Consider the following 12,593-nt stretch of genomic DNA (forward strand, 5'->3'; position numbering starts at 1 on the left):
GTAATCGCTCACAGGGTTTACCTTCGCGTAGTGAGCTATAGTGTTACTAGAGTCCCGCTCTGTATTTCCTTTACCCGTCAACCGAGGTCATTATGGCCGAGTCGATCCACAATCCGAACGATCAGCCGGCCTCAAGCGATACGGTGTATGGAATGCCGGCTTATGCCGACAGGGCTGCGGCCGTGAACGAAGTGCATGCACGCCCACTCCTCATGATTCAGGCCCCGAGGGAGATGTTGCAGTTCGCTTTCATGAGGGGAGGAGATCTGACCAAGGATAAGTTGGCAATGAATGAGTTGTCTGGTCGTCTCCGCGTGGCTGAGCCTGACCAATCTACGTCATTTCATGGCTTGGCCTGGGAAGACGGAGACCTGCATTGTGAAAAGCACTCGGAGTATTCGACGTATCTGTGGTGTGCCGAGCTTGATCCCGAAACCGGAGAACCATGCGGCGAGAATCCGTTCAAGCATGGATTCATCCCTCCCGGCCCGGTGGTATCGGGCGTGCGCCTGACCTTTCTTCCATGGAATTCAGATACTGAGAAGGAGGTAGATCGCTTCGATCCTTCCAGCCTTTGTTACTCGCTGGTAGAAAGTGGGAACGCTGCCATCCTGACCGATTTCCGACAGGATGAAGACGGCCTGACGCACATCCTGATCCTTGCGCGTGATTTGAAACCCGCGCGAGCGGGGGCGCTGGCGCAACGTCTTCTGGAGATTGAGACCTATCGGACTTTGGCCTTATTGTCGTTGCCATTGACCAGGTCAATGACGAAGGAGCTGCGAAGCATGGAGTCACAACTGGCCATGATGACTGATGAGATGTCGACGAACTCGGAAGCGCGGCGTGACAACCACCTCCTTCTGTCAGAATTGACCAGTCTGGCGGCAAAACTGGAGGCCTGCGTTGCTGCAAATCTCTATCGATTTGGCGCCAGCCGGGCTTACTACGAGATTGTTGAAGAGAGGTTGGCAGCGCTAGTGGAGGAGGGCGTATCCGGATACTTCACCTGGCGGGATTTCCTTCAGCGCCGTATTGCGCCTGCGATGCGAACCTGCCTTTCGGTTAAAGAGCGCCAGGCCAAGCTCTCCGACGAACTGACCCGAAACATCTCACTACTGCGCTCCTGGGTCGATGTCGAACTGGAACGCCAGAATCGGGACTTGCTGGCGTCGATGAATAACCGAGTCAAGCTGCAATTGCGTCTTCAGCAAACGGTTGAAGGCCTGTCTGTGGCAGCAATTTCATATTACGTCGTGAGTCTTTCAGGCTATTTCCTGAAGGGAATTCCATTCATTTACGATGTTGTCACACCGGTGATGTCGGTACTGGTACCCGTCGTGATGCTGTTGATCTGGTGGAGGGTTCGTCGGATCAGACATGCCCACGACGATTCCACGGCGTTGTAAAAGTCTTAATACTATCTACCGGCTTGAAACGCGGAATGGGGTAATCGTGGAGCGTCCGGTAGGGATGCCAGCATTTAATGGACCCAGTCATCTAATCTCTTGGGGTAGGGATAGGGCAGCGAGCATGGCCGGCTGATGGGGGCCCGGTTTCAATTTCTCCAATGACTATAGCGAGAGTCGCGCTATGCTGATCTTCATCTAAGCTTGGATATACTAGGCGGGCTTTACAGGGTCCCACTCCTAAGTCCGCTAGCTACGTCGTCAAGGAGCGCTTATGACCAAAGCTCAAAACGAGGTCTACACCAAGCAGCCCGCAGCAGAAGGGATCCAGACGGTTAACCCATGCCGAAAAGTGGTGGGCCTAGTACCTGCTCCGGAGATGTCCGCTGAGATGGCCGAAAAGGTAATCGACCAGTTACCCGAACTTCTGGCCAACTACGTAGATGACCGGTTGAGCTGGGAGGTTCAACTCATCGTTGATCCATTGATCGGCGCTGCAGAGGTTTCCACCTATATCATCGGGAGTATTCTCGAATACAAGCGGCATCAGCAGTGGGACTACGCGATTTGCATTACCGATTTGCCGATCCACAAGTCTGGACGCTTCGTGATAGCTGAAACCAGCATGGTGCATGGCGTTGCAATAATCTCATTACCCGCTTTCGGCATTACCGCGGTACGCCGTCGCCTTAGCGAAGCGATTCTGCAACTGGTCAACGAATTGCATCATGGCAGCTCGGAAGAGGATCGTGCTCGCCAAGAGCAGCGTACTGAGCAATCCTATAAAGTTCACGAGAGCCTGCGTGGCAAAGGTGCCTGGCAACTACTGGGCAGACGCCTCTACGAGAAGTTGTTCCCGATACGGCGGGTCACGCGATCGGGCGAGGGAGAGTCCTTCGACGTACGCTTCATTGCTGATTCATGGATTAACGGCAATCTTCGCATCCTGGCTGGCATGGTTCGCGCCAACCGCCCCTGGACCATCTTTCCTGCTTTCAAAGGCGTCATCGCCGTAGCGTTCGCGACCGGTGCCTATGGCCTAGTGTTTCCCACCCTTTGGAATCTCAGCGCCAATTATGGTTGGCCTCGCCTTGTTCTTCTGATGGGAGTCTCCATGGTGGCGATGATCGCCTGGATCATACTTGCGCATTCTCTTTGGGAGTCGATAAGAAACTCCCCACTGCCACACTTGGTTCGCCTCTACAATACGGTCACTGTACTGACGCTAAGTACTGGGGTTATATTCTATTATACGATCCTACTGGGTCTGTTCTGTTTCACGGTCCTCGTTTTCATTCCGGCCAACATGCTGGAAGAGCAACTCGGCCAAGCGGCCAGCCTTCTAGATTATACTGCCCTTGCTTGGCTCGCGACTTCGGTTGCCACCATCGCTGGTGCCCTGGGGGCCGGATTAGAAGATGAAGAAACCGTCAGAAACGCTACTTATGGCTACCGGCAGCGACGCCGCAACCAAGAAGCGGATAAGCGCTGATGCGCGTCGACAATTAAAAGACGCAACCAAACGTGGGACGGCCTTCTAGTATCTCTTTGTTTTCGCGATCAACCATTGTTCTTTGGTGGTGTCCATGCCAGTGTTTCGTCCTCGGTTAGCCGTACGTCCTCCCGCATGGCATGATCCAATGCCTCTTCGAGCTTCATGAACAACTCCCCGTAGCGCGGGCTGAAGTGGATGCCTTCTTCTATATTGCGCCATGTGTCGAACAGTTGATCTTCGTGGGCTTTTTCGCTGGCGATAAAGGAGCGGGTCATCCGGCGCGCGCGTTGTGGGTGGACGCCCATGGCCGTGAGGGCCTCGCCGCCGAGTTCCAGGGCGGAGTAGTAGGTCTCGCTCACCACGTCGTCGGCGCCGGCTTCACGCAGCTCGTAACCATGGCCGCGGTCGAAGGCGCGGGCGAGTATCCAGACCTCTGGGTAAAGCTGTTTGACGTGACGCACCAGGCTCACGGCCCGGTCGCGGTCATCGATGGCGACGACGAGCAGGCGTGCCTCGGCAATGCCGGCGGTTTCCAGTAGCTGGATGCGGGTGGCGTCGCCAAAGTAACTTTTCAGTTGGATCAGGCGCAGATTTTCGATCTGATCCAGAGCATGGTCCAGGGCTACGCTGGGAATGTTGTTGGCGCGAAGCAAACGACACACGATCTGTCCGAAGCGGCCGACCCCTGCCACGATCACCGGGGCCTGCTCTTCTATCTCGTCCGGCTCTGCTTCTTCATTGGAAGCCTTCTGATAGCGTGGCAGCACCACCCGGTCATAGACAATGAACAACAGCGGTGTCAGGAACATGGACAGGGCCACCACCAGTGACAGCACCTGAGCGGTGTCTGCAGGGATAACTTGGTTCTGGGTACTGTAGGTCAGCAGCACAAACCCGAACTCACCGGCCTGGGCCAGCCCGAGGCTGAACAACCAGCCTTCACTGCCGCGGATGCCGAATGCGAAAGCCAAGCCAAACAGAATCAGCGTCTTGCCAATGATAACCGCCAGGGCGAGAAGAAAGATCGTATCCCATGAAGCCGCCAGAACGCCGAAATTGATTCCCGCGCCTACGGTCATGAAGAAAAGCCCCAGCAGTAGCCCCTTGAAAGGTTCGATATTGGCTTCCAACTCGTGCCGGAATTCGCTGTTGGCGAGGACCACACCGGCCAGGAATGCGCCGAGCGCAGGTGAGAGGTTCACTAGGCTCATGAGCGCCGCGATGCCGATAATCAGCATCAGGGACGCGGCGGTGAATACTTCCCGCATGCCGGATTGCACCACGTAGCGGAACAGCGGCCTACTCAGGTAATGGCCACAGATAATCACGATCACGATCGCGCCGACAACGGCCAGCCCATGCGCCCAGCCCGGCAGGTTCTCAACCAGGCTGAGGCTGCTATGCCCGCCCTCGCTGCCACTACCGGACATTTCGGACACGGCCAGCAGCGGGATAACGGCCAGCATGGGAATCACTGCAATGTCCTGGAAAAGCAGCACTGAGAAGGCACTCTGGCCACCTTCGGTTTTGACTAGCCCCCTTTCGGTAAGTGTTTGCAAGACAATCGCTGTTGAAGAGAGGGAGAAGAGAAACCCTACTGCCACGGCTGTTTGCCAGGCCATCCCCTGGGACCAAGCAAAATAGGTGGCGGCGGCTGCAGTCAGTGTGACCTGCAGGCCGCCAAGACCGAGCAGCCTGACCCGCATGGCCCAGAGGGATTTTGGGTCAAGCTCCATCCCCACCAGGAACAGCATCATTACCACGCCGAACTCGGCAAAATGCTGAAGAGTAAGGGCCTCCTGGCCCACCAGTCCTGTCACCGGTCCTATGACCACACCGGCCACCAGATAACCGAGTACCGACCCCAGCCCGAACTGTCTGGCCAGTGGCACCGCGATTACCGCTGCCACCAGGTAGATAAACGCCTGAACAAAGTAGTCAGTCATCAGTCATGTCCGTAGGTCGAAAATCACATACCCATTCTTCTAACATTAGACCAACGGCTGCATTTCGCTTCCGGTATCGAAAATGGGGGAAAAAATGGAGACAGACCTGTTTTCTTCACCCCAATGATCAGCGTGGTCATAACCGTCAACTGGTAACCCGTGTGATTCATCACGGTCTTGTTAAAGTGGCTGATCGCACGCTTCCGGCTCTTATTCTTCTGCCAACGACATGGCAGCACCGCCACATATGCTCATTTATTCTCTAAATACTTGTCGCTTATAATATCAAGTAAAGAGGGCGGGGCGCTTGCTCACGGCCCCCTCGACCACTGGACGATGCCTTAAGAAAGGCGGTCGTGGTGGCGGTTAGGACAATGCGGCCAATCTTGGCCCTCCTCGCATTAGGGTTGGCCACCAATTGTCGGCGGCGGCTCCCAGGTGCAAGGTCACCCGCAATGCATGCATGGTGAGCGTGGCGGCGACTTTCAGCACCTGCTCGCGAAACCTCATTAGGCTCCACCTCTTACGGTTTTGATTCCCCATCAGGCAGCTCAGGCCGTGCGGATATTGTTTCAATCTAACCATTAGTTCTAGTTCGTTCTGGGCCTTCGGCCCTCCACCGGATGGCCTTTTCTCCGCTTCGCTACGTAAAGGCCGCTGCTGAATGTTGGCGTTACATCAGGAAAGTCTCAATGGCGGCTCCTGGCCGATAACGGCAATCCAGCTAGGGCCGCAGTGTCAGTCCCTGCGATCAATGAGCATCAGGATCGTTCACAAGTTCTCCAGGTCATGGCAACCCCGGGCATTGGACGCCAAATCACGACGAGGCTCAGCTCGACAGCCCTTCGTGACCAGGCACGAAACCGCCCAGCAGGCGGTCGATTTCCTTGGCAGGCATCGGACGGTAGAAGTAGAACCCCTGGATGAGGTCGCAATGCATTTCGCGAAGCAATGACAACTGTTCGGCGTTCTCGACGCCCTCGGCCACCACTTCCAATCCCAATCGATGACCGATGAAGATGGCACCCTCCATGATGGCCCTATCCTTCGGCTGTGTGGGAGCGTCGTGGATGAAAGAGCGATCGATCTTCATGGAGGTGGCTGGAAAATGCTTGAGATAGCTCAGGGATGAATAACCGGTTCCGAAATCGTCGATAGCAATGCGAATGCCGCGATGGTAGAGGCGCCGCAGATCCTCGAGGACAGTCTCGTCGGCTTCGATCAGAACATTCTCGGTTAATTCGATGCCGATATCCCGCGGGCCTAAGCCGTGACGCTGCAGCGAGTCCTCGAAGCTCTTGAGGGCATCGGGACGCACCAATTGACGACCCGAGACATTGATGTCGATGCGGTGCTCATGAAATCCCTTGGCACGCCATTCCACCTGCTGGCGGCAAGCCTCTTCAATGACCCAGTCGCCCAGACGATGGATCACACCGGAACGCTCGGCCAGCGGGATAAACTCGGCAGGCGAGATCGGCGGGCCCTCGGCAGGCTCCCAGCGTATCAAGGCCTCGAGATTCTCTATTCTCCCACTGGCCGCCGAGACCTGGGGTTGGTAGTGGAGGGAGAATTCCCCGTTATCCAGGGCTTTCTCGAGTCGCGCCGAGAGATAGTGTTGGCGAACCAGCTCATCATGGAGCTTCTGTTGGAAGAAACGTACAGCACCCCGACCCTCCAGTTTTGCACGATTCTTGGCAACATCGGCATTACGGATCAATTCGCGTGACGATTCACCATTCTCGGGAAAGAGTGCCACACCCAGGCAGGCCGTGACCTGACGCTCCCGACCATCCAGGACGAAAGGTTCCCGAAAGACATTCTGGACATGACGAACGACCCGTCTGACATCGGGGGGCAAGTGGACGCCGGGAAAGGCCAGCACGAATTCATCGCTAGAAACACGGGACACCAGGTCAGTGACGCGCTGGCACTCTCTTAGTCGCCGAGTCAGCTCAATGAGCAGGCGATCGCCCTGATCATAGCCAAGGGCATCATTGATCTCGACGAAGTGATCGATGTCCAGGTAGATGGTTGCCAGGCCATGGCCCTGGCGTCGACAGGAATCCAACAGACTGTCCAGATCGACCTCGAAGGTCTGGCGGTTAGGGAGATGGGTGAGCCTGTCGAAATGGGTGGCGAATTCCAGGTCACGGTGGGCGCGCTTCTGGTCGGAAAGGTCGACATCCACGCAGAACATCAGGGGTGAGTCGGTATGCTCATTGAGCATCAGATGTTGCGAAAAGACCGATACCAGTTCACCGGTTTTGTGCTTGAGCTGGAGTTCATCGGCGGGTATATCGACCCCTTCTTTGATCCAGGCATCATGCGCCTGGATCACCCCGTCACGCATGAAGGCAGGAATGATCAGATCTTCCAGTAACTGTCCTTGGGCTTCCTCAGCGGTATAGCCATAGAGACGAGTGCTACCCTCATTCCAGTAAATCACTCGCCGATAGCGATCATAACCCTGAACCGCCACTTTCGGCAGACTCTCCAGCAGGGCGCGGAATTGCTGCTCACTCTCCAGATACTGGCGGCGTACTAACTCGACTTCTTCCCTACCGGCATCATGCGAATCGATGCCATCAGTTGAAGGTGTCTTTGACATCTTCAACACGAGTGCACCGGAAAACTTCCTGCGGTTCTCCTTCAGGCGTTTCGGATCTCTGTGAAGTCGGGGATCGCTGGCAGTCATGGGATCCACTTAAAGAAAAAACACTGTCAAGAGCCATCATAATGGCAACGAGAGGGGCACTTTGTTGTGATTATCCTACACCTATTTGTAGGAGATAACCTACAAATACGTCATCAACGGTCTGATCCTGTTTTCAAAAAAATCACTCTTTTTAGTACATTTCTTTGACATATTGTTGCAAATCTTTTCATTTTCTACCTGTTGACCTCAGTGTTTACACCGGCAACACCGGGCAATTCAGCCCAGTTAACAGGAGAATGCCAACATGAAACTCGATACTCTCAAGCACGGTTTCGACCTCACCTCCATGCCTGCCGATTCACTCGCCGATTATTGGAATCCGGGAGTGATAGAGGCGCTGAGGCATCAGGATTGGGCGAAAACCAATATTCGGGAGCGAATCGATCTGACCGCCTGGCAGGGATTTACCGCTGACCTGCCGCGCGATCCCTACGTTAACCAGCGATGGAAGCGGATGTCATGGCTCGCCCTGAATGATCAGGGAGATGTCGAGGATATGGGCCAATGCCCCATGGCCCAGGGGGGTGCCTTCAACGACGCGGAAAGCATGGCGGATCGCCTGCGGTACTATGATCCGCTGACTCGGGAATTCATGGCACGCCCCGATGTGAAAGCCTTTGTTCGCGCCTGGGCAAGGCTGTGGAGTATCGGTGCGCACGAACCCATCCTGATGCAGATCACCGGGGTTCGCGGGGAAGGCAGCATCGACCCCCTTCAGGGACAGGGAATTCATGCCGATGGCTGCAAGGCCCTAAGCATTCTGGTCATCAATCGGGAAAACGTGGCGGGTGCCGAAAACCACCTCTACGCAGACAAGGCTGGCACGCAACCCTTGGTCGATATCACTCTGGATCCGGGTGATATCCTTCATCTGAACGATGACCGGCTATTCCACAGTGTCGACGGGATCGAACAGCTCGACAGCGAGTCACCCTTCGAACGGTTCATCATCATCATCAATAGTCGCTTCGTGGACGGCTTCCAGAACCGGATGTTGCGTCGCCACTTCCCGGAAGCGGTCCTCAATGAGAGCTAATGACACTCTCGGTAAATTGAGAACCTAGCAACACTAACGCCCCCGGAACTCCAGGGGCGTTTTGGTTGTGCGCCTGGCAGGGGGAAGTGCTGGCCGACGGCAAGGGTGTCTGTCTCCACTGGCCAACGCTGTGTGAGCGGCTGCTGGCAACGGCTGAGTAAACGTGTCCCTTTTAAGTCGGCTTTGTCTGGGCAAGGCCCCGAAGGTTAACGAGCGATGCGGTTACTGGCGTCAGTAAAGCCGAGCAGTGAAATATCTATGTCCATGCGTTCACCGCGTGGACTAATCATGCTGAGGGTTGCTGTATTGCCACTGCGGAGTTGCTGCAACATCGACGACTCAATGGGCACGTCAGCACGGCACCCTTGCTCCTGGCATACCTGATAGGGGAATTGGACTGGCTCAGCGTTATCCACACTGAATTGCAAGCCCGGGGCCAGACGTACCCCCAGCGGCACGAAGAAGCTCATCACCGGGTCATCGATCTGAGGCGGGTAGTCGAGAATTACCTGCATCAAGGGCTGGTCGCTGTCGGGTTGAGTGATCAGTTGCGACATCGCACAAGGGCTCGGGCCCTCGGCACTACGCTGGCAACGGACTTCCCAATCCTGGAACGACTCGGTAGTAACATCATTACCGGAGGCTGCCCCTGGTTGTTGTTGGCTAAAGGCATTGGGGGACAACGCCAAGAGCGATAGTAGACCCATTCTGAAAAGGTTTTGAGTAAGAGAGTTTGGCATTGGCGTTACCTCCTGTTGGTTCGCTGATGGTGGATAATAGTGCTCACCATGCCTGCTTGTACGCTTGAGGTCGAGCCCTTGATGTACGAGAGCGTGGTTGGGCTGTTTACCTTCCTCCCTAACCAGTCTTCCTGAGCGTTTTTTTTATTTAAGAGGAAGGGCGGTTTGATCGCTCTAACGGCTACTGTTTATCCTGGCGATGTATTCATTTTTCCAGGTGGCTGGGCAACTCACTGCGTTGCCCACCTCGGCTTGGGTCACGTTATTCTGTGCCCGAACTGCTCTCTTCGGGCTCTATCTGCCCACGCCGCTGCAGCCATTGCATCACGATCCAGCACAGCGCTGCCCAGCTCGCCCCGGCCGTCCAGCCCGCAAGCACATCGGTCGGCCAATGAACTCCAAGGTAAACGCGGCTTATGCCCACCAGCAGGGTCAACAATATCGCCAGTATCAAAAGGTAAGCCTTTAGCCTCAGCGCGGGCTGTACGCGGATGAGCAGCGCGGCCAGGGTGAGGTAGGTCACGGCAGACATCATTGAGTGGCCGCTGGGAAAGCTCGCGGTATAGACCATGGCTTCATGAGGCACGAGATCGGGGCGAGGGCGGTCAAAGCCCAACTTCATCACGGTGCTGAGAAGTATGCCACCGGGCACCGCGATTGAGGCGAAGAGGGCCGCGCGATAGTGTCTGGCAAGTAACAGGTAGCCTAGGGAGCCCAATGTGATGAGTACTAGCACGCCGGCACCGCCCAGTGCGGTGAAGTCCCGGCCCATTTCCTCAACCCATCCCGGCCCGATTGGGTCGCTAAGATCTGCGGGGTTGCGAAGGGCGAGCAGCAGGCTCTCATCGATGCTATGGGTGTCCCCCTCGACAACTTCGTCGGCCAGCGCGACGAACCCCCAAATCCCACCGGAAAGTACCACGACGCATAGCAGCATCGCTAGTTCGTAGCGGCCGAGCCGAGCCATTAGGGAAAATCCTTTGCGCCCAACTTGTCCAAGTTTTCCATGGTGCTTCATTGGCAACTCCTTTGCTTTGATAAGTGATACGCAACGTCGGTTATGACGGCTTATTGTGCCTGCGTTATCAATAGCGCGGAAAACCGCTTACTTCTAGGGCTTGTTGACGTTTTATAGGAGACGTTTGGCAGGATAGTCAGGTATTGTCGCCGAAGGTCTTGCGCCCGTCGCGGGGGCTTACCTGGTGGCGCTGCCTGAAATGTTGCCGAAACAAAGTTGCCGTGTGGCATTCGCGATTTTGGCTTAATCCTTGGCAGTGGCGTTGCCGCCAAGCTTATTGTGTTCACTGCCTATAAATGAAGGTGGTATAAAAGGCTAATTTCCAGCGATGGCAGCAATCATTATCTGGAAGCGTTGACGCTAGGAAGATTTTGAAAATCTGCGCGTAGAGTGGGTGAAGGTAAGCGCAGATTATTGCTCTAGAGTCACCTGGTTGGAGGGCTGATTTCGACCCAATCCGGATATCAGTGAGACCAGACGGCCACTACTGCGGCAGTAGATCGAGACAACTGGTATTGCTGGACACGGCCAAGAAATTGATAGCCTCCGCGATCACAGCACTCGCACCACCGGTCGACAGCACGGTCACGAGGATCGCCGCATAATCACTCCGAGCCTGCAGGCTCAGCGCACGTCCCGATTTACCTGACATCACCAACCCCACTACTCGTCGCCCGTAAATTTTGCAACAGAACCCTAACAGGTGCTTTGGCGCGGCTTGATGATGTCAGATGCTGCGAGGCGTCGGTCAGCCTCATCGATTAGCGCATCGAACGTCGCCAAAACAATATTGCGTAGCCACCGGGTGGCGGGGTCACCATCAAGTTCTGATTTCCACATCACCCGAAAAGACACGTCAGGCAAGGGTTCGGGAGGCTCAAATACCTGAATATCTTCACCCTGCGCGCCTCCTAGTAGACACAGCGCGACAAAATTACCCAGCATGTCGGTATTGTTCAAGACCGCACCAATGCCTGACCAACTGGCAGCGTGTAACCCAATCCGGCGTTTCAGACCTAAGCTGTTGAGCCGCTCTTCTACGGTTCCATGTGTTGCACCTGGAGTGTGCACAACGACATGAGGCCAACTCATCCAACTTTCCGTTGTCCAGTCATTTGAAGCTGGGTGTCCATGACGAGCGAAGACATAGCGTTTTAATGAGGGTAGAGCCTTAGCCTTCAATCCTGCCGGGAGAGGGAAGTTTGCGTTCCCAAAGGCAATGTCTATTTCGCCACTGACGATCTGACCCATGGTCTCCTTTGACAGGGGCTGCCATGCAAGGCCGGAGTTTGGTGCTTCTCTGTGCATCCTTCGGACAACTTCTGTGGCCACAATGTCCAAGCCGGGGCCGGCTATTTTGAAAATACGTGTGCTTTTCGAGGGATTAAATTCTGCTGGCGGCTGCACGGCGCGTTCAATCCGGGCGAGGATTGGCTGTATCTCTTGGTAAAGTGCGAGAGCCCTTGGACTGGGCTGCATAATTCCACCAACACGAACCAAAAGCGGATCACCAAGCTGGTCGCGCAACCGACCTAAAGCATGGCTGACTGCCGAAGGCGTACGGCCGAGTTGTTCTGCGGCCCGATTGACACTGCCCTCATCCATCAACACACGGAAGACCAAAAGCAGGTTCAGGTCCAGGTTTCTAATCTGAATTTCATTCATGCTAAATGAATACTATTTGCTTTTATGACACGGAATTCCCAGCATAATGGCCCCGTATCGGTCAAAGATCAATATACAGCTGAAAGGAATTCACGATGGCACTCTCGCTACCAAACGCAAAGACTCTATTTGTTGATACTGGCCCAAGACTGGTGCTTGGAGGCATCTTCCTGATCGGCGCAATTGATGGGTTTTGGTACATATTCACTGGATCGCACCTCATCCACCCACCAACATCAGTAGATGGTCTGGCTTTTGAAGCCGCTCTCAAAGAGGTTGGATTTTTCTGGCCTTTGATGAAAATTATCGAACTGATCGGCGCTTCGTTGTTGCTGAGCAATCGAGCGCCTGCACTAGGGTTGGCATTGCTTGCCCCTGTGATGGCGGTGATTGTGGCGTTTCATGTGGTGTTGAATCCCGCCGGACTGCCGCTCGCTGTCATCTTGGTGGCAACCGGCGGAATGACCCTTTGGGTTCAGTTTGAGCGTTTTAAACCGCTGACAGCTTCTGGAACACCGAAAAATCTGACCAACGACGCCGACGGCCAGTATCCGTGACCAGGAGT

Annotated in this window: 9 protein-coding genes and 1 pseudogene; 4 read left to right on the plus strand and 6 right to left on the minus strand. The window is 55.2% G+C overall.

The window, feature by feature from the left end; translation table 11 throughout:
* Positions 1–92 precede the first annotated feature (92 nt).
* Complete coding sequence (locus tag E0L35_RS10595) at positions 93–1,409, plus strand: DUF3422 family protein (RefSeq protein ID WP_022523782.1); 1,317 nt, start codon at positions 93–95, stop codon at positions 1,407–1,409.
* A 391-nt stretch (positions 1,410–1,800) separates the two neighbouring features.
* On the plus strand, positions 1,801–2,901 hold the full coding sequence (locus tag E0L35_RS10600) for a hypothetical protein (protein ID WP_171051137.1): 1,101 nt from the start codon (positions 1,801–1,803) through the stop codon (positions 2,899–2,901).
* A gap of 68 nt (positions 2,902–2,969) precedes the next feature.
* Here E0L35_RS10600 and E0L35_RS10605 read toward each other — a convergent pair whose 3' ends face one another.
* The 3 genes and pseudogenes from E0L35_RS10605 to E0L35_RS10610 form a co-directional block, all read right to left on the minus strand.
* A complete protein-coding gene (locus E0L35_RS10605; RefSeq protein WP_022523779.1) occupies positions 2,970–4,850 on the minus strand; it encodes a monovalent cation:proton antiporter-2 (CPA2) family protein in 1,881 nt (626 codons plus the stop codon).
* Between the two features lie 366 nt (positions 4,851–5,216).
* Positions 5,217–5,456: pseudogene (locus E0L35_RS26625) on the minus strand (IS1380 family transposase); the annotation flags it as partial.
* Between the two features lie 223 nt (positions 5,457–5,679).
* Entirely contained in the window at positions 5,680–7,461 is a 1,782-nt protein-coding gene (locus E0L35_RS10610; RefSeq protein WP_249362133.1) for a GGDEF domain-containing phosphodiesterase, read from the minus strand.
* Between the two features lie 352 nt (positions 7,462–7,813).
* Here E0L35_RS10610 and E0L35_RS10615 point away from each other — a divergent pair, with 352 nt between their 5' ends.
* Complete coding sequence (locus E0L35_RS10615) at positions 7,814–8,605, plus strand: 2OG-Fe dioxygenase family protein (RefSeq protein ID WP_138800256.1); 792 nt, start codon at positions 7,814–7,816, stop codon at positions 8,603–8,605.
* Between the two features lie 206 nt (positions 8,606–8,811).
* Here the strand turns inward: E0L35_RS10615 and E0L35_RS10620 are convergent, their stop codons facing one another.
* From E0L35_RS10620 to E0L35_RS10630, 3 genes are all read right to left on the minus strand, one after another.
* Positions 8,812–9,345, minus strand: a complete 534-nt coding sequence (locus E0L35_RS10620; protein ID WP_138800257.1) for an invasion associated locus B family protein — start codon at positions 9,343–9,345, stop codon at positions 8,812–8,814.
* 262 nt (positions 9,346–9,607) lie between these two features.
* On the minus strand, positions 9,608–10,312 hold the full coding sequence (locus tag E0L35_RS10625) for a phosphatase PAP2 family protein (protein ID WP_249362124.1): 705 nt from the start codon (positions 10,310–10,312) through the stop codon (positions 9,608–9,610).
* A 747-nt stretch (positions 10,313–11,059) separates the two neighbouring features.
* A complete protein-coding gene (locus E0L35_RS10630) occupies positions 11,060–12,028 on the minus strand; it encodes a LysR family transcriptional regulator (protein ID WP_138800259.1) in 969 nt (322 codons plus the stop codon).
* Between the two features lie 95 nt (positions 12,029–12,123).
* Between E0L35_RS10630 and E0L35_RS10635 the strand changes: the two genes are divergently transcribed.
* The gene (locus E0L35_RS10635) at positions 12,124–12,585 is read left to right on the plus strand and encodes a hypothetical protein (RefSeq protein WP_138800260.1); all 462 of its coding nucleotides are present in this window, start codon (positions 12,124–12,126) and stop codon (positions 12,583–12,585) included.
* Positions 12,586–12,593 lie beyond the last annotated feature (8 nt).

It is taken from the genome of Halomonas sp. ATBC28 (genome assembly GCF_005937175.1).
In the GTDB taxonomy this organism is placed as follows: domain Bacteria; phylum Pseudomonadota; class Gammaproteobacteria; order Pseudomonadales; family Halomonadaceae; genus Vreelandella; species Vreelandella titanicae.